The organism is Mesorhizobium sp. M4B.F.Ca.ET.214.01.1.1 (genome assembly GCF_004791545.1).
Lineage (GTDB): Bacteria > Pseudomonadota > Alphaproteobacteria > Rhizobiales > Rhizobiaceae > Mesorhizobium > Mesorhizobium abyssinicae.
This window is the reverse complement of sequence record NZ_SRUX01000002.1, coordinates 362,883-386,504: the sequence shown is the minus strand read 5'-3', so window position 1 is coordinate 386,504 and position 23,622 is coordinate 362,883. Positions and strand designations below refer to the sequence as shown.

The window sequence follows — 23,622 nt, the reverse complement described above, 5'->3', positions numbered from 1 at the left end:
GAACCGCCATGTTTGAAAGCCTGATCGGCCTTGCCGCCATCATCGCCCTGTTCGTCATCATTTCGCGCCAGCAGAGCCGCATCGGCCTGATCGAGCGCGAACTTGGCGCGCTGCGCAGCCTCGTGCTTTCGGGCGCCGTGCTACCGGCCGCCAGGCCGGCCGAACAGCCGCAAGCCGACGGCAAGCCGGCCGAGGCGATCACGGCCGAGGTAGCGTCTCCTCCTGTAGCGGATGATGTTGGCGCCGAAGCGCCGGCGGCGCAGGCCGCCGCTGCTGCGGGCGAGGTCGTGTCCGGACCGTGGGCCAAGGACGAAGCGCCGCCGCCAGCGGCGGAGCCTGCGGCCGGCCCCGCCGAGGCCGCGCAACCGGCGAAGGCAGCGCGGCAGACCGACGTCGAGACCGCGCTCGGCACCCGCTGGGCGGTCTGGGTCGGCGGCATCGCGCTGGCGCTGGGCGGCCTGTTCCTGATCCGCTACACCATCGACGCCGGCATTTTCGGCCCCGGCGTGCGCCTCACCATGGCCGGCATCCTTGGCCTGGTGCTGGTCGGCGGCGGCGAATTCATCCGCCGCACCGGCTTCAAGGTGCCGGTGCAGGGTGCCGCCGGCGCCTATATCCCGGCGATCCTGACGGCGGCCGGCGCCTTCATCCTGTTCGGCACCGTCTATGCCGCTTATGGCATTTACGGCTTCATCGGTCCGGCGCTGGCCTTCACGCTGCTCGGCGTCATTGGCGTGGCGACGATCGCGGCGAGCCTGGTCCATGGCCTGGCGCTAGCCGGCATCGGCCTGATCGGCGCCATGGCGACGCCGGCGCTCGTCTCCTCGCAGGCGCCCAATCCCTGGGCGCTGTTCGTCTATCTGGCGATCGTGCTTGCCGCCACCGCGGCGATTGCCCGCCTGCGCGACTGGAAGGCGCTGGTGGCGGCGGCCTTCGTCGGCACCGGCCTGTGGACCATCCTCTACATGGCCAACACGCCCGCCGCGAACCTGTCGGCCATCCTATTCATCGATGCCGCGACGTTGGCTGTGCTTGCCTTCGTCTGGCTGGGCGCCCGTGGCGCCGAAGCCGAATCCGCCGGCGGTTTCGACTGGCCGTCGATCGCGCCCGCCATCTTCGTCGGGCTTTCTGCGCTGGGGCTTTCGGTCGACCCGGCCTTCACCGTCGCCGGTGATGCGCTGGCGGGCGCCGCGCTGCTTGCCGCGATGCTGGCCGTGGCCCTCTATCGGCCGCGCGCGCTGCCGCTTCTCCATGCCGCCGGCCTGGTGACGGCGATGATCTATCTCGGCATCATCCCGCCGACCTCGATCGGTTCCGATATCGTCGGCGGCAGTCTCGGCGTCGACGGCCAGCCGGTGGTGGTGTCGGATCAGTTGACGCGCAACATCGGCGTCGGGCTCGGCCTGCTGTTCATCGCCGCCGGCTTCTGGGCCGCGCGCCAATGGGTGGCAACCGCCCGCATCCGGTCCGCGTCCTGGGCGGCCTGGGCCGTGATCGCGCCGCTGGTCGTGCTCACGGCGCTGTGGTTCACCTTCGGCAATCTCGACCGCGACTTCCTCTACGCTGCGGTCGCGGCTCTTCTGGTCGTGACTTTCGCCGCCGGCGGTGAATGGCTCGCGCGCGCCGAGGAGCCGCCGCTGAAGGGAGATGTCGCCGTCTCCTTCGCGCTCGGCGGCGCGGCGATCGCCGCCCTGTTGATGCTGCATATGGCCTTCGGCTCCGGCTGGACCACCGTGCTTGTCGGCGCCGCGGCCGTCGTACCGGCGCTGGCGACCCGCTGGCGGTCCTATCCGGTGCTCGGCTGGATTTCGGTTGGCGCCGTCGTCGCCACGCTTGGCCGCGTCGCCTACGACCCGACCATTGTCGGCGCCGCATCGCTTTCGACGACGCCTGTCTTCAACTGGCTGCTGCCGGGCTACGGCGTGCCGGCGCTAGCCTTCGGCTTCGCCGCCTGGCAGCTCGCCCGGACCACAAACGGCCGGCCGCGCCTGGCGATGGAAGCGGGGGCGGCGCTCTTCGCGCTGCTCACGCTCGCCATACTGGTGCGCCACGCCATGCATGGCGGTGTGCTGGACACCGGCACGGTTACGCTCGCCGAACAGGCGATCTACACGCTGATCGCGCTTGGCGCCGGCGCCATCCTTGTCGCCATCGACAGGCGCTCGCCGAGTTCGGTGATGCGCTACGGCTCGATGGCCGTCGGCGTGCTCTCCGTCGCCTTCGTCGCCGTCCGGCATTTCGTGGTGCTGAACCCGCTGTTCACTGACGAATCGACCGGGACGATCCCGGTGTTCAACCTCCTCTTCCTCGCCTATCTCCTGCCGGCGGTCGCCGCCGGCGCGCTGGCGCTCTACGTCCGCGACAAGCGCCCCCGCTGGTACGCGGCGATGCTGGCGCTGGTCGCTTCGCTGCTCGCCTTCGCCTATGCGACGCTGTCGGTCAGGCGGCTGTTCAAAGGCGAGTTCATCGGACTGTGGAGCGGGCTCGGCCAGGTCGAAACCTACACCTATTCGGCGCTGTGGCTGGCCATCGGCGTCGCGCTGCTGACCGCCGGAGTGTGGCTGAAGTCGCAGGTGCTGCGCGTCGCCTCGGCAGCGCTGATCGCGATCGCCGTGCTGAAGGTCTTCCTGTTCGACATGTCGGAGCTGGAAGGCGTGCTCAGGGCGCTGTCCTTCATCGGCCTCGGCGCCGTGCTGATCGGCATCGGCCTGTTCTACCAGCGGCTGCTGACAAGAGCAGCGAAGGAGAAGGCGGAACAAGCAGAAACAATCGGCTAGCCGGGAATAAACCGGCATCCGCCAGCGTTCATTCCATTGCTTGGGTAACCGGAGCGGTGGGCCGCTTCGCGCTGGCTGCTTGCGCCGCGCCCCAAAGGCGCGTTCAATCTGGATGGAAAACGACCTCGAAAACCAGCGGTCATGGACGAAAAGAAGGCAGCGATCCTTGGCGAAATACCGCGTTTGCGCCGCTACGCGCGCTCGCTGCTGCGCGACCGCGATTCGGCCGACGACCTCGTCCAGGACTGCCTCGAACGGGCCCTGGTCAGGCTCGATAACTGGCAGACGGGAGAAAGCCCCAGGAGGTGGCTGTTTACGATCATGCATCATCTGTTCATCGACCAGATGCGCAAGGTGAACCGGCGCGGCGAGGCGGCGATGCTGCCGCTCGAGTCCGGCGAGGCGCAGGCAGCTCCGGCCGATCAGGTCGAGAGCATCGCCTCGCGCGAGATCATCGATGCCTTGCAGGCGATCAGCCCCGATCGCCGCGCGGCGCTGGTCATGGTGGCGATCGAGGGCTTTTCCTATGCCGAGGCGGCCAACATCCTTGGCGTGCCGGCCGGCACGCTGATGTCGCGCATCGCGCGCGGGCGCGAGGAACTGCGCGGCCTGCTGGATGATACGGCGCGCCGCCGCTCGATAAGGATCGTCGAGAAATGACCCGGCGCGATTTCTCCGAACGCGACATCCACATGGCCCTCGACGGCGAGCTGCCCGGCGAGGAGCGCATGGCCTATGAGGCCTGGCTCGAGGCCAATCCCGAAATGAAGGCAAGGAGCGCCCGCTTCGTCGCCGATCGGGCTGCCCTTCGCGCCGCCTTTGCCGGCGTGCTCGAAGAACCGGTGCCGGCACGGCTGAAGCAGGCCGTGTTCGGCGAGGCTCCAGGAAGGACGACAGCCCGGCGCTCGCGCTGGTGGCTTTCGGCCGCGGCCGCCGCCGTGCTGGTGATCGGCGGGCTTGCCGGTTATGTCGCTGGCATCGATGGCATCGGCAGGGGAGGCGAAAGCGAGGATCTGCTCGCCGAGCAGGCGATCGCGGCCCATGTCATCTATGCCGCCGAGAAGCGCCATGCGGTCGAGGTGCCGGCGAGCGACAAGGATCATTTGCAGACCTGGTTGTCCAACCGCGTCGGCCTGAAGCTGGTCGCGCCCGATCTGGTGGCCGAGGGCTTCCAGCTGGTCGGTGGCCGGTTGTTGCCCGCCGGCCAGGGCAAGGCGGCGATGCTGCTCTATGAAGACGCCAATGGGGAGCGCATCTCGCTGTTCGTGACCGCCGAATCGGCCGGCAAATCCAAGGGCACCTATGCAGCGGAGGCCGACGGCCCCGAGGCTGTCTACTGGCTGGACAAGGGCTATGGCTGCGCCGTCGTCGGCTCGCTGCCGCGCGAGCGGCTGGCGGCGGTCGCCAAGAGCGCCTACGGTCAGCTTCTGGCCGGCCTCGCCAGTTGAAAACAGCGGGTTTTTCGACATTGGCGCTGCGCTGAAAACAGCGAGTCAGTGCAGAGCTCCTTCAGCATTGGACCACTATTCAACCTGTCACAATTCGGCCCTAATCGAGGAGCGATAGCGCTTGATGAATACTGGTGCTGGGGGCCGGTATCATCCATGCTTTAGACAAGGGTCATTCCCACAACCCAATCGAGGTTTCTGAAGCCCGCATGCCTGCCGAGATCCGCAAGGCCCGCGCGTCCGACGTCGATGACCTGGCCGCCATCGAGAAGGCTGTTTTTTCGAGCGATCGCATGTCGCGCCGCTCCTTTCGCCAGCTGATCGAGCGCGAGACCGCCGAGATGCTGGTTGCAGAAAGCGATGGCCGCGTTGCCGGCTATGCCGTGGTGCTGTTTCGCAAGGGCAGCGGCGTCGCCCGGCTCTATTCAATCGCCGTCGGTCCTTTCTTTGGCCAGCTCGGCATAGGCCGCCAGCTGCTGTCGGCGGCGGAGGAGGCGGCCTTCGAGCACGACCGGATGATGCTGCGCCTCGAAGTGCGCGAGGACAATCATCGCGCCATCCGCGTCTATGAGCAGGCCGGCTATCGCAAGATCGGTCGCGAGCCGGACTACTACGAGGACGGCGCCACCGCGCTGCGCTACGAGAAGACCTTGCGCGGCGACGTGCCGATCGCCACCACCGTTCCCTTCTACCCGCAGACCTGCGAGTTCACCTGCGGCCCGTGCTGCCTGATGATGGCGATGGCCAATTTCGACCACGGCTTCGTGCCCGACCCGGTGATGGAAATCCGCCTCTGGCGCGAGGCCACCACCGTCTTCATGATGTCGGGGCCGGGCGGCTGCGAGCCGTTCGGGCTGGCGGTCGCCGGCTATGAAAGCGGGCTCGCGGCGGAGATCTTCGTTTCCTTCCATGGCGCGCTGTTCCTGCAGTCGGTGCGCAGCGAGGACAAGCGCCGGGTGATGGAGCTTGCCCAGGTCGACTTCCGCCGCCGCGCGGAACTTTACGGCATTCCGGTGAATTACCGTCCATTCGCCCTCGACGATGTTCGCAACGCCATCGCCGGGGGCAAGCTGGTGCTGGTGCTGATCAGCGGCTTCCTGATGTTCGGCAAGAAGGTTCCGCATTGGGTGCTGGCCATTGGCGACGACGGCGACCATATCCTGATCCACGATCCATGGGTCGAGGACGAGCGGCAGGAGACGATCCTTGATGCGGCCAACATTCCCGTGCCTTACGGCATCTTCATGAACATGGCGCAGTTCGGTCGCGACGGGCTGCGTGCAGCCATCATTCTGGGGAAGCGCTGACAACAATGACCTGGGTCATCCTTACAGGCAGGCAGAACGATCTCGACCAGGTGGCGACGCCGCACAAGGTCATCACCAACCGCGATTATCTCGCCCATCCGGCGCTGTTTCGCGGCCAGCGGCCGAAGGTCATCAACCTGTCGAACAATTACGGCTATCAGAGCCGCGGCTATTACGCCTCGCTGCTTGCCGGCTCGCGCGGCCACAAGGTGATCCCGACCGTCGAGACGATGATCGACCTGTCGGAGCGCAAGCTCTATGAGCATGCGCTGCCCGAACTGGAGCTCGCGCTCAACAAATGCCGCAAGGATCTCGGCGGCAACTTCCCGGCCAAGGTTGCCATCTTCTTCGGCATCGGTCCGTCCAAGGTATGGGACCGTTTCGCCAAGCTCCTGTTCGACTGGTTCCGCGCGCCGGCGCTGGAGGTCCACATCAAGGACAGCGCCGAATGGGCCTCGATCCGTAAGATCGGCTTCCTGCCGCTCGCCCGCATGACCGAGGAGGAGGAGGGGGTCTTCCTGCAGTGCCTGGAGACCTACACCAACCGCGAATGGCGCGACACCAAGGGCCGCACGCCGGCGCGCTACACTTTCGCGACCCTGGTCGATCCGCATGAGGAATTGCCGCCGTCGGAGATTTCCTCGCTGCGCTACTGGGCGAGGATCGCCGAGAAGATGGGCGTTGAAATCGAGCCGATCACCAGGAAGGACCTGGCCAAGCTCGCCAATTACGACGCGCTGTTCATCCGCGAGACAACCTCGATCTCCAACCACACCTACCGCTTCGCCCGCCGCGCCCAGCAGGAAGGCATGCCCGTCATCGACGACCCGCTGTCGATGATCCGCTGCACCAACAAGGTCTATCTCAACGAGCTGATGACCTACAACAAGGTGCCGGTGCCGCCGACGGTGATGATCGCCGGCACGTCCGATCTCGAGGTGGCGGCGCAGACGCTGGGCTTCCCGCTGGTGCTGAAGATCCCGGATTCCTCGTTCTCGCGCGGCGTCAAGAAATGCGGGACCCTGGAGGAACTGACCCGGCTCGCGACCGAGTGGCTGGAGGATTCCGACCTTCTGATCGCGCAGAAATTCATCCCGACCGAATATGACTGGCGCGTCGGCGTGCTCGGCGGCCAGCCGCTGTTTGCCGTGCATTACCTGATGGCCAAGAAGCACTGGCAGATCGTCAACCACAAGGCCAATGGCAAGCCCGACCAGGGCGGCATCAAGACCTTCACGCTGAGAGAGACGCCGCATCATGTCGTCGAGACGGCGGTCAAGGCGGCGCGCTGCATCGGCGACGGCCTCTATGGCGTCGACCTCAAGGAGACCAAGGACGGCGTCTTCGTCATCGAGGTCAACGACAATCCCAATCTCGACCACGGCTGGGAGGATTCGGGCGAGAAGGACGAGGTCTGGGTACGGCTGACGCAATGGTTCCTGGACCGGCTGGAGCGGCCGGGGCGGTAGCGGCCGGGGAGGGAATTGAGGAACTGGGGAACTGGAGAACTGGGGAATTGAAGAACTGGAGAACTGGGGAATTGAAGAACTGAGGAAGTGAGGAACCGAGGAAGTCAGGACTGATGGCTGCGCTAGCCACTCAATTCTCCAATTCTCCAGTTCTCCAGTTCTCCAGTTCCCCAGTTCCAAGCCGTTCAAACTGGGGGAAAAGCATGCTGTTTTTCGTCATCGAGGATTTCCGTGGCTGCGACCGCAAGGAGATCTACCGTCGCTTCCGCGACCAGGGTCGGCTGAAGCCGGAGGAGCTTGTCGTCCACCACAGCTGGATCGCGGCGGATATGAGCCGCTGCTTCCTTTTGGTGGAGGCGGATGACGTGACGCTGCTGCAGCGCTGGGCCATCGAATGGAATGATCTGGTGGAGTTCGAGATCATTCCCGTGGCGACGAGCAAGGACATGACCGCGGCCTTGGCCAGCCATCTCTGAGCCGCGCCCTGCGGTCACGAGCTGTCGTGTGAACGCAGCGCCGGCGATTCGACCGAGCGCAGGCACTCCTCGATCAGCCAATCGCGGAATGCCGCCACAACGTCGCGCCGGGCGCTGCGCTCCGGGATCGTCAGGCAATAGGGCTGGCGCAGCTCCGCCGTGCGGAGGACCGGCCGAACCAGCCGGCCGTCTTCGAGCGCCTGGGCGCAGTAGATTCCCTGGGCGAGCGCCACGCCTAGCCCTGAAATGGCGAGGTCGAGCGCTGCCCGTGACGAGTTTGCCGACAGGCCGCGCCGCGCCGATCGGCCCGGATCGATCCCCGCCGCCTCGAACCAGTTGCGCCATGAAGGGAACGACGCGCCGGTCGGTCCCCAGTCCGTATGGATCAGCGGCAGGCCGACGAGGTCGTCACGCTTGATCGCGCCGCTCAGCGCCGGCGCGCAGACGGGATAGACGGCGTCCCTGACGATGTCCTCGGTCGGGTGCTCGCGGTAGTGCGGGCCGTAGGAAAGCCTGATGTCGATCAATTCGCGGTCGAACGGCACCGGGTCGTCGTCGCCCCTGAGCGAGATGTCGACGGCGCCGTGGCTGGCGACAAAGCCAGAGAGACGTTGAGAAAGCCAGCCCATCGCCATGGACGGCGGCACTGACACGACGAGCCGGGGGCGGAATGCGCCGCCGCTGACCTCGCGCGAGACGCTGCCGATCTCCTGGAAGGCCATGGTCAACCTGGGCAGCATCTCCACGCCGGCCTCGGTCAACACGACGCGCCGGTTGACGCGATGGAACAGCTTGCGGCCCATCTGCTCCTCGACGGTGCGAATGAGCTGGCTGACCGCGGCCGCCGAGATCGACAGTTCTTCCGCAGCCGCGACAAAGCTCCCGGCGCGCGCCGCTGCCTCGAAGGCTTGCAGTCCTTTCAGTGAGGGTAGCGTGGCCACGGGCAATCCAAAGATAAGTTGAACTTATCTAGATTGCAGAAATCCTCATTTTTAGAAAGGTTTCTTTGTGGCTAATGTGCGTGGACAAACTCAAGCAGCCGGAACGAACCATGGACCATCGCGACGTCATCGCCTCGCTTACGAATGAGGAGCGCGGTCGCCTGACCGGCAAGTCTGATGGGCCGGGCCTCATGCAGTTGGCTTTCCATTTCGGAGCGATCCTCCTGCTCGGAGGCCTGATCGCAGCCAGGGTGCCGCTCTGGCCGCTGCTGATGCTGCCGCAAGGCATATTGATCGTGTTCCTGTTCACGCTGCTGCATGAGACAGTGCATCGCACAGCTTTCGAGACGCAGTGGCTCAACGATGCCGTCGCGCGCCTGTGCAGCCTGGCCATCGCGCTCCCCGCGGACTGGTTCCGCTATTTCCACTTCGCCCATCACCGCTTCACCCAGGATCCGGACAACGATCCGGAACTCGCCTTTCCGAAGCCTGAAACCCTGCGGCAATATATCGTCCATGTCTCGGGGCTGCCGGTATGGTGGGGGCATTTCAAGACGCTCTACACCAATGCGATCGGCGGCTGCCGGGGCAGCTATGTGCCGCCGAAGGGCCTGCCCAAGGTGCGCGTCGAGGCGCGGGCGATGGTCGCCTTCTACGTCGTCGTGCTGATGCTCGCGCTATGGTTCAGGGCAACGGCGCTGCTCTATGTCTGGATCGTGCCGGCGCTGCTCGGCCAGCCGTTCCTGCGGCTCTATCTGCTTGCCGAGCACGGCCGCTGCCCCCTCGTTGCCAACATGCTCGAGAACACAAGGACGACGCTCACCAACTGGCTCGTCCGTAAGCTTGCCTGGAATATGCCCTTTCACGCCGAGCACCACGCCTATCCCGGCGTGCCGTTCCATCAATTGCCGGAGTTCCACCGGCTGGTCGCGCGCCATCTCAAGGTGGTCGAGCCCGGCTATGTCAGCTTCCACGAGAAATACATCGAGGCGTTGCGCTGAGTGCTATTGCTTATCCGGACTGGCGCAACGCCATGCCTGATCGCAGCAGCCGGTTGATCTGCGCCGCCTTCGCCGGCACGCCGATCAGATAGCCCTGCGCCTCGACGCAGCCGGCCTTGCGCAGCATGTCGAGCTGCGCTTCGGTCTCGACGCCCTCGGCGGTGACGGTGATGCCGAGCTGGGCGCCGAGCCCGATCACGGTGCGCACGATCGCCGCCGAGTCGCGGTTATCGATGTCGCGGATGAAGGAGCGGTCGATCTTGATCTTGTCGACGGGGAAGCGCCGGAGATAGCCGAGCGAGGAATAGCCGGTGCCGAAATCGTCGAGTGCGATGCGGATACCGAGATCGCGCAACTGGCTGAGCGTCTTCAGCACCGTGTCGCTCTCGTCCATCAGCACCGTTTCGGTGATTTCGAGTTCCAGCCGGTGGGCCGGAACGCCGGAAAAGGCCAGTGCCGAGATGACGCTGCGAGCGAAGCTGCCGCTCTTGATCTGCACGGCCGAGACATTGACCGCGATGCGCATCGCATGCGGCCAGCCCGCCGCCGCCGTGCAGGCCTTCCTGAGCGCCCAGTCGCCCAATTGCACGATCAGCCCGGTTTCCTCGGCCGCCGGAATGAAGTTGTCGGGCGACACGAGGCCGCGCGTGGGCGAATGCCAGCGCATCAAGGCTTCCGCGCCGACGATGTCGCCAGCCGCGATGTTCATGATCGGCTGGAATTCCAGCTCGAATTCGTTCCGCGGCAGCGCGGCTTCGAGATCGGTTTCAAGCGCCTGGCGCGCCCGCACCATGGCGTCCATGCCGGGCTCGAAGAAACGATAGACGTTGCGGCCCTCGCTCTTGCCCCGGTAAAGCGCCATGTCGGCGTTCTTCAGCAGCGTGTCGGCATCCTTGCCGTCATCGGGATAGAGCGCGATGCCGCAGCTGATGCCGACATGCATCTCGCGGCTCTTGTCGCGATAGGGCTTGCCGATCACCTCGACGATGCGCCGCGCCAGTCTTTCGGCGTCGGCCACGCCGTTGACGCCGAACTGGATGATGGCGAATTCGTCGCCGCCGAAACGGGCGACGACATCCGTCTCGTTGCGCAGGCAGCGCTGCAGCCGCTCGGCCACGCATTTCAGCAGCCAGTCGCCTGCCGGGTGCCCGAACGTGTCATTGACGGCCTTGAAGCGGTCGAGGTCGAGCGAGAAGATCGCCAGCGGCGCGACTGACGCTTCGCCCAGGGCCTGGTCGAGCCGCTCGCGGAACATCGAGCGGTTGGGCAGGCTGGTCAGCGTGTCGTGATGCGCCAGATGGGTCATGCGCTCTTCGACGAGCTGGCGCTCGGTGATGTCGTCGAAAGTCGCCACCCATCCGCCGCTCATCGGCCGTCTTGTCACCAGAAGCGTCCTGCCATCGGCAAGGTGGCGGTATGTCGAGTGAATCTTCGCCGCCTTGCGGCAGGCTTCGGTCTTGGCGACTTCGCTGTCGACGTCGATCTTCGTGTAGATGCCGAGTTCCACCAGCCGTTCGAGCGCGTCGCGATGCGTCGTTCCCAGCGGGAAGTCGGCCGCGGTGACATTGTAGAGTTCCAGGAAACGCTCGTTGCGAACGATCATCTTGCCGTCGGCGTCATACATCAACAGGCCTTGCGACATGTTGGCCAGCGCGGCGTCGAAGCGGCGATGCTGCTCCTTAAGCTCGAGCTCGGCGCGCCGCTGCACGGTGATGTCCTCGTAGATCGACACCCAGCCGCCCAAAGCCAGCGGCCGGTGCGAGATGTCGATGATGCGGCCATCCGCCAGCGTTTCCTCATAGGTCGAGGGCTTCGCCCCGTCGATATAGGGCTTGCGGATGGCGTAGAGATCCGCCGCGCTGTGCGAGGCTACGCCGATGTCGACGCTGTGCTGGAGGATGTCGAAGAAGCGGATGCCGGGCCGCACGATCGCGGGATCCAGGCAGAAGATGTCGAGGTAGTGGCGGTTGCAGATGATCATGCGCTCGTCGGCGTCGAACATGCACAGCCCATGCGACATGTTTTCGACGGCGGCCGAGAAGCGCTCATTCTGCTCGCGCAATTCGTCTTCGATGCGCTTTGTCGGGCCGATGTTTGCCGCTCTGCGCCTGCGCGCGGGCGAACCAGCCTTGACCTGAGCGACGGGCATACTCGCGCCTGCGGACCGTGAACTGAGCGAGTACTGTGGTAGTCTCCGGTTAATTTAGCGTTTGTTCAGCTAGCCGAATGCGGCGTAACCGTTGCCTGACGCTTTGCTTCGATCGCCGCGAAGCGCTTGTCCAGGGAAGCTGTTTCAGCCCATTATGGGCTGATCGTTGCAACGGTCCTGTCCCTTGGCGCCCTCGCCGGGTGGCGCGCAATCCGGTACACCGCCGCTGGCGGAACGTTCAGCATCGTGCGTCCAATGTGCGTTGCGCTGAGGCCCAGTCCCTCAAGGATCGGCTGCGCGACCGGGCATCGCGGACCATAGGTGAACTGGTAGAACGCCCCGCCGGGCTTCAGGTGAGCAAACGCCCCGTCGAGGATTGCTATCACCTTGTGGTCGGGCATGCTCAGCAGCGGCAAGCCACTGATGACCGCCCCGACGGATGCGTCATTGCGGAATTCGATATCCCCAGGCGGGCGGCGTCCATACGAAGCACGCGCGCCCGCGGAAAACGGGTTTCCAAATGCCGCGCGAAGTTCGCGCCGTATTCGACCAGGGTTAGGTCTTCCGGCCGCACGCCTCGCTCAAGCAGTTTTGCCGTGAAGACGCCGGTGCCAGGCCCAAGCTCGATGACAGGTCCGGTGCTGGATGTGATGTCCTGCGTCATGATCCTGGCCAGCGCGCTGCCGGACGGCGCGACTGCCGCAACCCGGAGCGGCGCGGCAAGCCAGGACCGAAAAAACATCCAGAAATCGTTCTGCATCCACGTCCTCGGAAGAAAGCCAGTGAGAATTCGACGAGGATCTGGATAGCAGCTGCTTGTGCACGGCACAGTGACGGAAGGCGCCGATGCACTTGCGGGGAACGCCAACGGCAAGAGCGCACCCAACGTGGCGGGGTGCTGACGGGGGCGGCGCATCCGGGCGACACCTTCGGTCTTCTCGACCGGTTGCGGCTGGAAAACTCCAGTCAGTGCATGAGGCTGTCGGAAGCCGCCCGTTTCAGGCCGTCAAAGTTGAGTTCCCGCCAGCGGTTGGGGGTCGTGCCCTCCCATTCCCGGAAAGCGCGATAGAACGAACTCGCATCCTGGTAGCCGAGCAGGCAGGCGACCTCGTCAATGTCGGCCGTTGGATCCGATAGCAATTGCCTGCCGAGTTCCTGTCGCGCGTCGACCAGAAGCTCGCGGAAGCTCGTTCCCTGCTCGGTGATACGCCGCTGCAGCGTGCGTTCGCTCATGCCAAGCTCGCGCGCAATGTCGGAAAGCTCCGGCCTTCCGCTCGCCAGGCTTCTCTTGAGAACGCTCTTCACCTGCTCACAGATCGAGCTTTGCGCGCTGAGTTCGCCGAGCGCGGCAGAAAGCGCGGGCGTGAGGATCTCTAGAAGCTCGGGGTTGTGGCCTGGAAAAGGGCGATCGAGGTCGGTGGACCGCAAAACCAGCAGGTCACGCGGGGCGCCGTAACGCACCGGACACCCGAAATAGGTCCGGTGCGCATCGCTTTTCGGATCGGGACGCCTGAATTCGACACGGCTGGGGGTAAGATGCTGTCCCGTTCCCCGCCGGCCGAGTTCGACGACAAAGGCAAAGGCGACATCCGTGGCAACGGCAGGTGTCGGCTCCTTGGCGTAGAGCCATTCGGAGCTTATCGTGCATTCGCCTTTCTCGTCGGCAACATGCAACTGCTCGGGCGAACAGAGGCGCTTGAAGCGCGCGATCCGGGCGATTCCGTCGCGGTAGTTGCGCGCGTGGAAGGCGGCAAGCGTGGATGGCGGATGGATCGCCGTATCGGCGGCTTCGACCAGCCTGATGCCGAGGGCGGGTTCGGGACAGAGGTCTTCGAGAGCCCTCCACAGCTCGAAGTATTGAGCGGTCGTGACAAAGGCGTGTTCGTTGAGGTGAAGGGTGGCGGGAAGCCGGGCCTGCCGCAACAAGGCGGAAGCTGGCAGGCCGAGACGTTCCACTGCGTGCCAGAATGCGCGTGGAGCCTTGCATTTGTCGGCCGGTATTCCGCTCACGCTCTTTCCCTCACCGCATCTGGCTTAGGATGAGGCGGTCGAACATGCGATCGCCCAACCACTTCCTGACACTGATCATCATTCTCGCATACTTGCCGGCGGCGTATCGGGTCCGCGGTCTGGTCGACCTGACGGCCGTCGAGACCACATCGGCGATGACGCTTGGGTCGCTGCCGCGGCCATGGCCGTAGCTCGCTTTCGTCGTCTTCGCCACCATTTGGGCCACCTTCGCATAGGCGCTGGTACCGGATCGCTTCAGAAGTCCGTCCGCTACGACATCGCCAAATCCGGTTTCGATCAGGCCGGGCTCGACAACCACAACCTTGATGCCGAAGGGTGCGAGTTCGAGCCGAAGGCTATCCGACCAGCCCTCCAGCGCATGCTTGGTCGCATGATACCAGGCGCCGAGCAGAGTATAGATCTTGCCGCCCATCGAAGTGATGTTGACGATCGTGCCGGCCTTCTTCCTGCGCATGGCCGGCAGCAGGAGTTGCGTCAGGCGGGCCGGGCCAAACACGTTGACCTCGAACTGATAGCGCGCTTCGTCGATGCCGATATCCTCGACCGGCCCGTAGAGACCGAACCCCGCATTGTTCACGAGCACGTCGACACCGTCGACCTCGGCGAGGATGCTGGCGACAGCCGCGTCGATCTCCGCGCCTTTCGAAATGTCCATGCGCAACGGGCGTGCCCCGAGCGCCGCGAGGTCCTCCATCCTGTCGATCTGGCGCGCGGCCACATAGACCTGAAAGCCGTCCTGAATCAGGCGCTTGGCGATTTCCTTGCCCATGCCGGAGGATGCGCCGGTCACGAGCGCTGTCCTTTTCTGTCTGTCAAACATGATTGCCTCTCATCTTGCTTGAGCCCAATCTAGGGTCGAGCAGAGGTGCCATTCACTGACAGAGCGCGCCATCACAGTAGCAGATTACGCCAAACTTGCCGCGCCTCTCGCGCGGCAGCATTCTTTCACGTCGTGGAATTCGCAGCGACGAAAGACGGACGCTTCGCCTCGAGCGCCGCGAAGCGCTTCAGGAAGGCTGCCTGCGCCCAGGTCACCGAGCGCGGGGTGAAGTCGAAGCGCTCGGCGGAAAAACCGCGCGGACGGCCGAAATATTCGGTCGCTTCGGCTGCGGAGAAGCCTGCAAGCAGCGTCGCCTCGTAGTAGGCGGCGATCTGGTCGGCGCGCTTGATCTCCTTGCGCAAGGCGGCACCGAGGTCCGCCGGCAGTGAGAAGCGCTGGTGGATGGCGCGCTGCAGGCGCAATTCGCAATCCTTGTAGGAGCCGCCCATCACCGACTTGAACGGCGAAATCATGTCGCCGATGACATATTCCGGCGCGTCGTGCAGCAGCGCCGCCAGCCGCGCGTCGGCCGAGGCCGCCGGCACCAGTTCGCAAAACAGCGCCTCCACCAGCAGCGAATGCTGCGCGACCGAAAAGGCGTGCTCGCCGCTGGTCTGGCCGTTCCAGCGGGCGACACGCGCAAGGCCATGCGCGATGTCGGCGATCTCGATGTCGAGCGGCGAGGGGTCGAGCAGGTCGAGCCGCCGGCCTGACAGCATGCGCTGCCAGGCGCGCGGCGGTGCGCCGGCGCGGTCGGCCGCCATCAGGCCTCCTCCGCGCCGGCGGCTTCCTGTGGAAAGCCGAATCTCGCCCAGGTCGGGATGGTGAGCGCGACGGAAACATCGCCGGCCGTGATCGGCTGGCCGGCTTCGAGCGCAGCCTTGACGCGGTCGATGCGGGCAATGGCAAGGCCTGCCGCGCCGGCGGTCGAGCCGAGCGTGCCGACCGGTCGTCCGGCGACCATCAGTTCGGTGCCCGGGCCGGGCAGGGCGCTCTCGGCGCCAACGATCAGCACGCGGCGCCTGGCGGTGCCGCGATGCTGCATGCGCGAGACCACTTCCTGGCCGACATAGCAGCCTTTCCTGAAGCCGACGCCGCCGGTCTCGTCGAGCAGCACGTCATGCGGGAAGGCATCGCCGAGCGGGTAGTCGGTCCCGCTTTCGGCAATGCCATGGGCGATGCGCAGCGCCTGCCACGCCGCGACGTCGCCACTCTGCGTCGCGGCGCCATAGCTGCGCTTGACCGTGACGTCGCGGAAGCGGGTGTCGGCGAGCGTCGTTGAATCGGAATCTGAGGCGGTTGTATCACCGCCCCACGCGACGGTGACAAGCGCCTGATCCTGCTTGGCAATCTCGGCCTTGGCTCTCAGCCGATACAGCATCAGCCGGCGCACGAAATCGTCAGCTACGTTAGTCCGGCATTCCAGGCAAAAGCCATTCTCGCCGGCGCGCGAGATCAGGAAGTCGAACAGGATCTTGCCTTGCGGGGTCAACAGCGCGCCGGGCTTTGCTTCGCCGGGGCTGAGCGCGTCGAGGTCGGTGGTGAGGATGTTCTGCAGGAAATGCTCGGCTTCCGGGCCTGACACGGAAATGAGGGCGCGGTCTTTCAGCAGGGCAAAGGGCATGGATTGAAAAAGAACCTGATCTTGCAAAACGGTCAGCCTTTACGTAAGCCCCTGACACTCCCCCCGCAAGAGACCGAAACGCCCATGGCCACGACCTACGACCTCATCCTGACAGGCGGCACGGTGGTCAACCATGACGGCGAGGGTTTTCGCGACGTCGGCGTGAAAGCCGGGCGCATCGCCGCGATAGGCGATCTCGGCCAGGCGTCAGCCGGCGAGACGATCGACTGCAAGGGCCTGCATATCCTGCCCGGCGTCGTCGACAGCCAGGTGCATTTCCGCGAGCCGGGATTGGAGCACAAGGAGGATCTGGAGACCGGTTCGCGCGCCGCCGTGCTGGGCGGCGTCACCGCCGTCTTCGAAATGCCCAACACCAACCCGCTGACCACCAGCGAAGCTGCCCTTGCCGACAAGGTGCGGCGCGCCACGGGCCGCATGCATTGCGATTTCGCTTTCTGGGTCGGCGGCACCCGCGACAATGCCGGCGATGTCGCCGAACTCGAACGGCTGCCGGCTGCTGCCGGGATAAAAGTCTTTATGGGCTCGTCCACCGGCGATCTGCTGGTCGAGGACGACGAGGGCGTCGCCTCCATCTTGAGAAACACACGTCGCCGCGCCGCCTTCCATTCCGAGGACGAGTTCCGGCTGCGCGAGCGGCTGGGCGAAAGGATCGAGGGTGACCCTTCCTCGCATCCTGTCTGGCGCGACGAGATCGCCGCATTGCGCTGCACCGAACGGCTGGTGCGCATTGCCAGGCAGACGCGCGCGCGCATCCACGTCCTGCATATCTCGACCGCGGAAGAAATCGTCTTCCTCGAACAGCACAAGGATGTCGCGACCTGCGAGGCGACGCCGCACCATCTGACGCTCGCCGCCGACGACTACGCACGGCTGGGCACGCTGATCCAGATGAACCCGCCGGTGCGCGCCGCGCGCCACCGCGACGGCGTCTGGCACGGCATCTCGCAAGGCATCGTCGACGTGCTGGGCTCGGACCACGCGCCGCACACGCTGGCCGAGAAGGCAAAGCCCTATCCGGCCTCGCCATCCGGCATGACCGGCGTGCAGACGCTGGTGCCGATCATGCTCGACCACGTCAATGCCGGAAGGTTGACGCTGCAGCGCTTCGTCGACCTCGCCAGCCACGGTCCGCAGCGCATTTTCGGGATGGCGCGCAAGGGCCGCATCGCTGCCGGCTACGACGCCGACTTCACGGTCGTCGACCTGAAGCGCCGCCAGACCATCACCAACGCGCAGGCCGGCTCGAAGGCCGGCTGGACGCCCTATAACGGCAAACAGGTCACCGGCTGGCCGGTCGGCACCATCGTGCGCGGTAGACGCGTTATGTGGGAAGGCGAGATCGTTACGCCTGGACAGGGCAGGGCGGTGGAGTTCTCCGAGGCGCTGCCGGCATAGGCCCAATAACGACCCGCTCTTCCGCGTCGCCATCGACCGATCGCGGTCCGGCCTGTTACCCGGGACCAAGCCTTACCGCAGCATCATCGCAATAGGGCTTCTTGGTTTCACGGAACCGCGCTCATCTCTTTGTTTGGACGCAATTCGGGCGAAAAGCCGTTTCACAATTTCCCTTGGAATTGCTCTAGAAAATCGAGAAAGACAGACTCGAGTTCTCGAAAATGGGGGAAATTATGATCAGACACATGCCTGCCATTCTGGCAATTCTGGGAATGACAGTAATTTCAGCAAATGCGCTAGATACATTGAAGCAGGGGGTTTCCGAATTAGGTGGGTCTGAATTTAATTACTCGATAGTGGATCTAGGTGCGAGCAACAGGCGCATAGAGGTCATTCATAACAAGGAAAAGTATGAGGGGCCTCTGGCTGAAATGTCATTTCGGGATCGCCACTTACAAGTGTTTGGAATGGTCGCACGATTGATCAAGGGTAGCTGTCAGAACGGTGTCAGCGCTTTGGGGGGTATATCCGTAAGCAGAGATCCTGAACAAGACGAGGATCCGGACGCCGAGCATCCTCAGATTTTCACTTGGGAATACAGCTGCAAATAAAACCAAGCGTAAGGCGGTCGTCGACCAAAGAGAGACAGCGGTGTCGCCGAGCCTGCGAGAGGCATGCGCCGCGCCTTCGCCAGTTGCTCAATCGCCGGCGACGAAGAACATCCACTGGCCCGCCGGCGTGATGCCGACGCGGTAGAAGATGTAGGCGCCGAACTGCTTCATGTCGTTATAGTCGCCGGCGGTGACGATCTTGAACAGCTCGACCCGCTGCTTGGCGTCGAGCTTGTCGAGCGGCAGCGCGAAGAAATACGGCCAGACATAGAGTTCCTGCGGCGTGCCGGCATCGACATGCACATAGCCGGCGCTCAGCACCTCTTCCATGATGGCGAGGATTTCCTGACCCTCCGAGTCGCCGGCAAGCCCCTTGAGGAAGGTGATCGGATCGCCCTCGATGTCGCCCAGCGACAGCTGTGTCATGGAATCGCCCTTGCCGATCAGCGGCCTGAGCTTCTCGATGTCGCCGCTCCGGCAGGCCTCGACGATCAGATCATGCATGCGCCTGACCGGTTCCGGCAGCTTGGCGAGGTCGTAGACGACTTCCGGCGGCGGCGCCTCCGGGTCGGAGTTCGGGCTGGCGGTGCCGCCGTCGTTCGCCGGCCCTTCCGGCTGGCTCTCCTCGGGCGCGTTGCCCGGCTGGCTGGTGGCGGGCGGGGTCGTGCCGAGCGGATCGGGCATCGGCACGGCGCTGCCGGGCGGCGCCATGTCGTCATCGGCCGATGGTGTCGCCGGCGAGGGCAGATCTTCGCGCTTGATCTCGCTCAGGGCATGGGCAGGGCTGATCGTGAGGCTGAGCGCCAGCGGAATCGCGGCGCAGAAGGCGGCAAGCCAGATGCTGAAAACCAGGCCGCGCGGCTGGCCTGAGGTCGAAAAATTCACCGCCTGCCTCTCCATGTGCCCAAGCCCGTCGGGCTGCTCGGGCCGGTTGGGTGCCTTTGATGCAATGATGCCCAAACGGCGCGCCGCCGTCAAAGAACCGGGCTCAGTGCTTCAGCCGCTCCGGTTCGAAGGCGCCGGCGATCACCTTTTCACGCATGCGGTCGAGCAGGGCAAGAGCCGAGGTCTCGCCATTGGCGCGCAGCATCTCGCCAAACGCGGTTTCAAGCGCTGCCTCGGCGATGATTTCCGGCTCGATGCCGGCCGACAACCCTTCCGCCCACGCCTCGCTGTGGCTCTCCACGGCGGTCAGGCGCTTCTCCTCCCTGACCAACGCGTCGATGTCGTTGACGGCATGTTCCATTGCGATGTCCACCCTGTTCAAGCGGCGATCCGTTGTGCGGATCGGGCCTGGGCTGTCCCTTTCACACGCAGGCTTGAGTAACCGTTTGTAAATACGACATTTTTGGGGTCGTACCCGCCAAAATCCGTCGCGTTGCAAAAGCCTGCGTTCGATAGTTTCCAAACTTAGCCGATTAGGCCGGCGAGCGGCACCAAAACCTTCAGTTTGAGTTAATTTCACATCCGCGCCGTAACGTTTCGTTAACGCTGTTGCAGAAGTGCAACATAAGGATTGCACCAAGATGGCGGCATAGACAAGCGCTGGTTCTGAAAACCTGTGGGTGGCGAGGGGGCGGGAGGCCGGACGCGCCGTCAGTTGCCGTAGCGCGAGGCGATGTCGCGCGACAGCGTCTCGCCTTCCTTCATGTAGCGGCTGATGGCTTCCGTCGCCGAGGCCGTGCATTGCGTATATGTGCCGCCGAAGGAACGGTAGCCGCGGTTGAACGAAGCGATGAAGCGGGCGCGCCGCTCAGGGTCGGGGTTTTCCGATGCCAGCAGCTCTTCCATTTCGACCCGCCACTGGTCGCCCTTCTCGCCGCAGAGATTGCGCAGGAAATGAAGCGATCCCAGCACTTCCGCCAGCCGCATCAGCCCAGGCTCGAAAGGCGCCTCGGCGGCGAGCGCCGGCCAAGCCGTCAGCGTCATGCTGGCGGCAAGCCATGCGGCAAGGAAGGGTGAGGCGCGGGTCATCAGGACCTTGTCGTGACGAGATAAGGCTTTGTGGCGAAACATTTTGTCGCCTGCAAGGCGATTTTCGCGGCCCTACGGTCCTGTATTTCCCCGAGCCCCCAGCAATTCCTCCGCCACCTCGAAAACGTCTCCCGCCAGCGGCATGGTTGCCATCTCGGTCAGCGTATAGAAGGCGGCCGTCTCGGCATCGTCGCTGGCCACCGGCTCGCCGCCGGCGTAAGCCGCGCCGAACACGGTCAGCAGATAGTCGACCGCGTGATTCTCACCGCTGCCATCGATGTGGATATCGCGCAGCGGGCGGTAGCCATCGGCCCGCAGTCCGGTTTCCTCCTCGAGCTCGCGCGCCGCCGCTTGCGCCTGCGTCTCGCCGGGCTCGACCTTGCCGCCCGGATAGGCATACAGCCCTTGCGACGGCGGCCGCGCCCGCTTGACCAGAAGGACCTTGTCGCCGCGCACGATCGCAACGGAAACGGCCGGTATGATCTTGCGAGCTTCTTTCATGCGCTTGGGGCCGCTTCGTCTGTCAGCTTGGTTGTGGACCGGACAGCTTTAGCGGTTGCAGTGCCGTGGTTCCATCGCCACTTTCATGACGATCCCCAATCGAAGAGCCGAAATCCATGTGCGGACGCTTTGCCCTGACCGCCACGCCGGAGCAGACCGCAGCCTTTCTCGGCCTGGCGGAATTGGAGACGTTTCCGGCCCGCTACAACATCGCGCCGACGCAACCGGTGCTGATGGTGCTTGCCGGTCCATCAAGGGCGCCGGGCTCGAATTTGCCGGACCGCCAGCCGATGCTGGTGCGCTGGGGGCTGATCCCGACCTGGGTCAAGGACACCAGGGAGTTTCCGCTGCTGTTCAACGCCCGCTCGGAAGGAGCGGCGCAAAAGGCGTCGTTCAAGACCGCCATGCGCCATCGCCGCGCCTTGGTGCCGGCCTCCGGCTTCTATGAATGGCGGCAAGCCGGGGACAAGGGTGCAGGTGGTTCGAAGGGCCAGCCCTACTGGATCCGTCCCAGGCATGGCGGGCTCGTTGCTTTCGCCGGTCTGATCGAGACCTATGCCGAGCCCGGCGGCTCGGAGATTGACACCGGCGCCATCCTCACCGCCCGTGCCAGTTCGGGCATCGCCCATATCCACGACCGCATGCCGGTGGTGATCGAGGAGCGCGACTTTGCCCGCTGGCTGGATTGCCGCACGCAGGAGCCGCGCGACGTCGCCGACCTGTTGCGGCCGGCCGAACCCGATTTCTTCGAAGCTGTCCCGGTTTCCGACCTTGTCAACAAGGTCGCCAACACTGGGCCGGAGATTCAGGAGCGGGGCATTGTCGGGCCGCAAGCCGAGAAGGTCAGGCGCCAGAAGTCCGGCGGGGACGACAGTCAGATGACGCTATTCTAGCGAAGCCCGTCGAGGCCTTCATTTCCAGGGCGCTTGGTCGCGCCCTCATCGCCGGCGCCCCCATCATCGGAGGCTGCGCCGGTCGTGCCGTTTCAGGCGGCGCGCGGCGAGATGATCTTCTGTGCCGGCTTCTTCTTCTTGGCGGTGTGCAGAAGGGCGGCGACGATCGCGGCCGGTCCGATCGCCCGATATTGGTTGGCGAGCGCCGGTTGCTTGGCGCGGCTCGGTTCCTGCTTGCTTCGTGGCATTGGTCTCTTCCCTGGTAACATTTGCGTGTCCGCGTTTGATGGCCGATTCCGACCAAATCGTGACGCCTGGCGATCTAGCCGGCGAATGTTTCATCACTGTGCCGACATGTTTAATAAAATGTTTCAGTGCCTCATAAGCCGTGACCCGGCGACTCGTTTGCTCAAAGTTGCGACTTGACGGCAACACCCGGCAAGGCGATAAAGCCGCGCATGAAAACGTTTTTCGCCATTTGTGGCATTTGCATTATTGACTAGCCTCGCGCTGGTCCGGACGTTTTCGCCTCATCTTTCCCCAGATTGGACAAACGCCCCGGCCAGCAGGCTGGAGCCCGGTTTGCGCCTTGGCGCAAGGAAGGCTCCGTCCAAATCCAAGGGATCGGAAGGGCACGCATGTCTGACGCATCGAAGGGTCTCAGCCTCTACAACACGCTGACGCGGACGCAGGACGATTTCGTCCCCATCGATCCGCAAAATGTGCGCATGTATGTGTGCGGCCCGACGGTCTACGACTTTGCCCATATCGGCAATGCGCGGCCAGTAATCGTCTTCGACGTGCTGTTCCGTCTGTTGCGCCAACTCTATGGCGAGAGCCACGTCACGTATGTGCGCAACATCACGGATGTCGACGACAAGATCAACGCCCGCGCACTGCGCGATTTCGGCGCCGAAATTGCGTCGGGAAAGCTGTCGCTCAACGAGGCGATCCGCCGTGTGACGGAGAAGACCGCCGACCAGTACCACAAGGATGTCGCGACGCTCGGCTGCCTCCCACCGACCTTCGAGCCGCGAGCCACCGAATTCGTCCTGCCGAGGCCGGACGGCAAGGCCGACATGATCACGCTGATCGAGCGCCTGATCGGCCGCGGCCACGCCTATCAGGCGCAGGGTGAGGTGCTGTTCGACACCGCATCGATGCCCGACTATGGCGAACTGTCGAAGCGCAATCTCGACGAGCAGCAGGCCGGCGCCCGCATCGCCGTCGACGCGCACAAGAAGAACCCCGGCGATTTCGTCCTTTGGAAACTGTCCTCGCCGGAGGAACCCGGCTGGGAAAGCCCGTGGGGCAGGGGCCGGCCCGGTTGGCACATCGAGTGCTCGGCGATGTCGGCCGCCTATCTCGGCGAGGTCTTCGACATCCATGGCGGCGGCCTCGACCTGATCTTCCCGCACCATGAAAACGAGATCGCCCAGTCGCGCTGCGCCCACGGCACCGAGGTGATGGCCAATGTCTGGATGCACAACGGCTTCCTTCAGGTCGAGGGCCAGAAGATGTCGAAGAGCCTCGGCAATTTCTACTCGATCCATGAGCTGCTGGAGACCGAGACCTTCGGCGGCCGCAAATGGCCGGGCGAAGTGCTGCGGTTGGCGATGCTGATGACGCATTACCGTGAGCCGATCGACTTCTCCGTGCGCAAGCTGGAGGAAGCGGAGAACACGTTGCGCAAGTGGAAGCGCGCCTCGGATTTGGCGCCGGCGGCCGGGCAATTGCCGGCGGAGGTCGTGGCGGCGCTGTCCGACGATCTCGCGACCTATGCCGCCTTCCAGCAGTTGACGCAGCTTGCCGGCGAGGCGGCGGAAGGCAACGATGCCGCCGCGTCGCTGAAGGCCGCGCTCGCCTTCCTCGGCTTCGATGTCGGCACGGCCGAGGTGGACGAGGCGGCCATCGCCAAGGCCATCGCCAAACGCCTGGCGCTGATCGCCGGGAAGAACTGGGCCGAGGCCGACCGCATCCGCGACGAGCTTCTGGCGCAGGGCGTGCAGCTGAAGGACGGTAAGGATCCTGTCACCGGCGAGCGTGTGACTACGTGGGAGATCAAAAGGTGAGGTTGGGCGCTCGGATAGCAGGATTGGAGAGGTTGGAGCGAGGCCCCCCTCTCTGCCCTGCCGGACATCTCCCCCTCAAGGGGGGAGATTGGACGTTGGCTTGGCTTTCGCC

The 23,622-nt window shown here is 64.6% G+C and carries 22 protein-coding genes and 1 pseudogene; 11 read left to right on the top strand and 12 right to left on the bottom strand.

What is annotated here, in order from left to right; genetic code table 11:
- The first annotated feature begins 8 nt into the window (after positions 1-8).
- The 6 genes from EN857_RS05185 to EN857_RS05160 all read left to right on the top strand — a co-directional run bounded on the left by EN857_RS05185 (position 9) and on the right by EN857_RS05160 (position 7,477).
- Entirely contained in the window at positions 9-2,777 is a 2,769-nt protein-coding gene (locus EN857_RS05185) for a DUF2339 domain-containing protein (protein WP_135858070.1), read from the top strand.
- Positions 2,778-2,918: 141 nt separating this feature from the next.
- The gene (locus EN857_RS05180; RefSeq protein ID WP_127393954.1) at positions 2,919-3,437 is read left to right on the top strand and encodes an RNA polymerase sigma factor; all 519 of its coding nucleotides are present in this window, start codon (positions 2,919-2,921) and stop codon (positions 3,435-3,437) included.
- Positions 3,434-4,225, top strand: coding sequence for an anti-sigma factor (locus EN857_RS05175; RefSeq protein WP_127284255.1), 792 nt, complete (start codon positions 3,434-3,436; stop codon positions 4,223-4,225). Before EN857_RS05180 ends, EN857_RS05175 begins: the two co-directional genes overlap by 4 nt.
- Before the next feature lie 209 nt (positions 4,226-4,434).
- Positions 4,435-5,532: a peptidase C39 family protein gene (locus EN857_RS05170; protein WP_127393636.1), complete on the top strand. Its 1,098-nt coding sequence runs from the start codon at positions 4,435-4,437 to the stop codon at positions 5,530-5,532.
- A 5-nt stretch (positions 5,533-5,537) separates the two neighbouring features.
- Positions 5,538-7,001 (top strand): RimK family protein, encoded by a 1,464-nt coding sequence (locus EN857_RS05165; RefSeq protein ID WP_127393635.1) that lies wholly within the window; start codon positions 5,538-5,540, stop codon positions 6,999-7,001.
- Between the two features lie 203 nt (positions 7,002-7,204).
- Positions 7,205-7,477 carry a DUF3303 family protein gene (locus tag EN857_RS05160; protein WP_127393634.1) on the top strand — a complete coding sequence of 91 codons (273 nt, stop codon included), beginning with the start codon at positions 7,205-7,207 and terminating at the stop codon, positions 7,475-7,477.
- 14 nt (positions 7,478-7,491) lie between these two features.
- Here EN857_RS05160 and EN857_RS05155 read toward each other — a convergent pair whose 3' ends face one another.
- A complete protein-coding gene (locus EN857_RS05155; RefSeq protein WP_128346133.1) occupies positions 7,492-8,418 on the bottom strand; it encodes a LysR substrate-binding domain-containing protein in 927 nt (308 codons plus the stop codon).
- A gap of 110 nt (positions 8,419-8,528) precedes the next feature.
- On the opposite strand from EN857_RS05155, the gene EN857_RS05150 reads away from it, so the two are divergent.
- Positions 8,529-9,419: a fatty acid desaturase family protein gene (locus EN857_RS05150; RefSeq protein ID WP_127393637.1), complete on the top strand. Its 891-nt coding sequence runs from the start codon at positions 8,529-8,531 to the stop codon at positions 9,417-9,419.
- A gap of 10 nt (positions 9,420-9,429) precedes the next feature.
- Here EN857_RS05150 and EN857_RS05145 read toward each other — a convergent pair whose 3' ends face one another.
- The 6 genes and pseudogenes from EN857_RS05145 to EN857_RS05120 form a co-directional block, all read right to left on the bottom strand.
- A complete protein-coding gene (locus EN857_RS05145) occupies positions 9,430-11,568 on the bottom strand; it encodes an EAL domain-containing protein (protein WP_128346132.1) in 2,139 nt (712 codons plus the stop codon).
- 152 nt (positions 11,569-11,720) lie between these two features.
- Positions 11,721-12,328, bottom strand: a pseudogene (locus EN857_RS05140) (methyltransferase domain-containing protein).
- A 206-nt stretch (positions 12,329-12,534) separates the two neighbouring features.
- Positions 12,535-13,524: an AraC family transcriptional regulator gene (locus EN857_RS05135; protein WP_245493298.1), complete on the bottom strand. Its 990-nt coding sequence runs from the start codon at positions 13,522-13,524 to the stop codon at positions 12,535-12,537.
- A gap of 64 nt (positions 13,525-13,588) precedes the next feature.
- Complete coding sequence (locus EN857_RS05130) at positions 13,589-14,419, bottom strand: oxidoreductase (RefSeq protein WP_127393138.1); 831 nt, start codon at positions 14,417-14,419, stop codon at positions 13,589-13,591.
- Positions 14,420-14,544: 125 nt separating this feature from the next.
- Positions 14,545-15,183, bottom strand: a complete 639-nt coding sequence (locus tag EN857_RS05125) for an HD family hydrolase (RefSeq protein WP_127393137.1) — start codon at positions 15,181-15,183, stop codon at positions 14,545-14,547.
- Positions 15,183-16,043, bottom strand: coding sequence for a folate-binding protein YgfZ (locus EN857_RS05120; RefSeq protein ID WP_128346131.1), 861 nt, complete (start codon positions 16,041-16,043; stop codon positions 15,183-15,185). Before EN857_RS05120 ends, EN857_RS05125 begins: the two co-directional genes overlap by 1 nt.
- An 84-nt stretch (positions 16,044-16,127) precedes the next feature.
- On the opposite strand from EN857_RS05120, the gene EN857_RS05115 reads away from it, so the two are divergent.
- Both EN857_RS05115 and EN857_RS05110 read left to right on the top strand, forming a co-directional pair.
- Entirely contained in the window at positions 16,128-17,459 is a 1,332-nt protein-coding gene (locus EN857_RS05115) for a dihydroorotase (RefSeq protein WP_128346130.1), read from the top strand.
- A gap of 245 nt (positions 17,460-17,704) precedes the next feature.
- Positions 17,705-18,070, top strand: a complete 366-nt coding sequence (locus EN857_RS05110) for a hypothetical protein (RefSeq protein ID WP_127394180.1) — start codon at positions 17,705-17,707, stop codon at positions 18,068-18,070.
- An 87-nt stretch (positions 18,071-18,157) separates the two neighbouring features.
- On the opposite strand, the gene EN857_RS05105 is transcribed toward EN857_RS05110, so the two are convergent.
- From EN857_RS05105 to EN857_RS05090, 4 genes are all read right to left on the bottom strand, one after another.
- Positions 18,158-18,955: a hypothetical protein gene (locus EN857_RS05105; RefSeq protein ID WP_187331193.1), complete on the bottom strand. Its 798-nt coding sequence runs from the start codon at positions 18,953-18,955 to the stop codon at positions 18,158-18,160.
- Positions 18,956-19,058: 103 nt separating this feature from the next.
- Entirely contained in the window at positions 19,059-19,316 is a 258-nt protein-coding gene (locus tag EN857_RS05100; protein WP_126059159.1) for a hypothetical protein, read from the bottom strand.
- A 350-nt stretch (positions 19,317-19,666) separates the two neighbouring features.
- Positions 19,667-20,044, bottom strand: coding sequence for a TIGR02301 family protein (locus EN857_RS05095; protein ID WP_127394383.1), 378 nt, complete (start codon positions 20,042-20,044; stop codon positions 19,667-19,669).
- Positions 20,045-20,116: 72 nt separating this feature from the next.
- Complete coding sequence (locus EN857_RS05090; RefSeq protein WP_128346129.1) at positions 20,117-20,545, bottom strand: NUDIX hydrolase; 429 nt, start codon at positions 20,543-20,545, stop codon at positions 20,117-20,119.
- Positions 20,546-20,661: 116 nt separating this feature from the next.
- Between EN857_RS05090 and EN857_RS05085 the strand changes: the two genes are divergently transcribed.
- Complete coding sequence (locus tag EN857_RS05085) at positions 20,662-21,438, top strand: SOS response-associated peptidase (RefSeq protein ID WP_127393283.1); 777 nt, start codon at positions 20,662-20,664, stop codon at positions 21,436-21,438.
- Positions 21,439-21,530: 92 nt separating this feature from the next.
- Here the strand turns inward: EN857_RS05085 and EN857_RS05080 are convergent, their stop codons facing one another.
- The gene (locus tag EN857_RS05080) at positions 21,531-21,686 is read right to left on the bottom strand and encodes a hypothetical protein (protein WP_127286319.1); all 156 of its coding nucleotides are present in this window, start codon (positions 21,684-21,686) and stop codon (positions 21,531-21,533) included.
- 390 nt (positions 21,687-22,076) lie between these two features.
- Here EN857_RS05080 and cysS point away from each other — a divergent pair, with 390 nt between their 5' ends.
- Positions 22,077-23,510, top strand: a complete 1,434-nt coding sequence (gene cysS, locus EN857_RS05075; protein ID WP_127393284.1) for a cysteine--tRNA ligase — start codon at positions 22,077-22,079, stop codon at positions 23,508-23,510.
- Positions 23,511-23,622: the final 112 nt, after the last annotated feature.

What these genes read in the sequence shown, in the direction of transcription:
- EN857_RS05185 (WP_135858070.1), top strand. Translation starts at nt 9, where the DNA reads ATGTTTGAAAGCCTGATCGGCCTTGCCGCCATCATCGCCCTGTTCGTC.
- EN857_RS05180 (WP_127393954.1), top strand. Translation starts at nt 2,919, where the DNA reads ATGGACGAAAAGAAGGCAGCGATCCTTGGCGAAATACCGCGTTTGCGC.
- EN857_RS05175 (WP_127284255.1), top strand. Translation starts at nt 3,434, where the DNA reads ATGACCCGGCGCGATTTCTCCGAACGCGACATCCACATGGCCCTCGAC.
- EN857_RS05170 (WP_127393636.1), top strand. Translation starts at nt 4,435, where the DNA reads ATGCCTGCCGAGATCCGCAAGGCCCGCGCGTCCGACGTCGATGACCTG.
- EN857_RS05165 (WP_127393635.1), top strand. Translation starts at nt 5,538, where the DNA reads ATGACCTGGGTCATCCTTACAGGCAGGCAGAACGATCTCGACCAGGTG.
- EN857_RS05160 (WP_127393634.1), top strand. Translation starts at nt 7,205, where the DNA reads ATGCTGTTTTTCGTCATCGAGGATTTCCGTGGCTGCGACCGCAAGGAG.
- EN857_RS05150 (WP_127393637.1), top strand. Translation starts at nt 8,529, where the DNA reads ATGGACCATCGCGACGTCATCGCCTCGCTTACGAATGAGGAGCGCGGT.
- EN857_RS05145 (WP_128346132.1), bottom strand. Translation starts at nt 11,568, where the DNA reads ATGCCCGTCGCTCAGGTCAAGGCTGGTTCGCCCGCGCGCAGGCGCAGA.
- EN857_RS05130 (WP_127393138.1), bottom strand. Translation starts at nt 14,419, where the DNA reads ATGTTTGACAGACAGAAAAGGACAGCGCTCGTGACCGGCGCATCCTCC.
- EN857_RS05125 (WP_127393137.1), bottom strand. Translation starts at nt 15,183, where the DNA reads ATGGCGGCCGACCGCGCCGGCGCACCGCCGCGCGCCTGGCAGCGCATG.
- EN857_RS05120 (WP_128346131.1), bottom strand. Translation starts at nt 16,043, where the DNA reads ATGCCCTTTGCCCTGCTGAAAGACCGCGCCCTCATTTCCGTGTCAGGC.
- EN857_RS05115 (WP_128346130.1), top strand. Translation starts at nt 16,128, where the DNA reads ATGGCCACGACCTACGACCTCATCCTGACAGGCGGCACGGTGGTCAAC.
- EN857_RS05110 (WP_127394180.1), top strand. Translation starts at nt 17,705, where the DNA reads ATGCCTGCCATTCTGGCAATTCTGGGAATGACAGTAATTTCAGCAAAT.
- EN857_RS05100 (WP_126059159.1), bottom strand. Translation starts at nt 19,316, where the DNA reads ATGGAACATGCCGTCAACGACATCGACGCGTTGGTCAGGGAGGAGAAG.
- EN857_RS05095 (WP_127394383.1), bottom strand. Translation starts at nt 20,044, where the DNA reads ATGACCCGCGCCTCACCCTTCCTTGCCGCATGGCTTGCCGCCAGCATG.
- EN857_RS05090 (WP_128346129.1), bottom strand. Translation starts at nt 20,545, where the DNA reads ATGAAAGAAGCTCGCAAGATCATACCGGCCGTTTCCGTTGCGATCGTG.
- EN857_RS05085 (WP_127393283.1), top strand. Translation starts at nt 20,662, where the DNA reads ATGTGCGGACGCTTTGCCCTGACCGCCACGCCGGAGCAGACCGCAGCC.
- EN857_RS05080 (WP_127286319.1), bottom strand. Translation starts at nt 21,686, where the DNA reads ATGCCACGAAGCAAGCAGGAACCGAGCCGCGCCAAGCAACCGGCGCTC.
- cysS (WP_127393284.1), top strand. Translation starts at nt 22,077, where the DNA reads ATGTCTGACGCATCGAAGGGTCTCAGCCTCTACAACACGCTGACGCGG.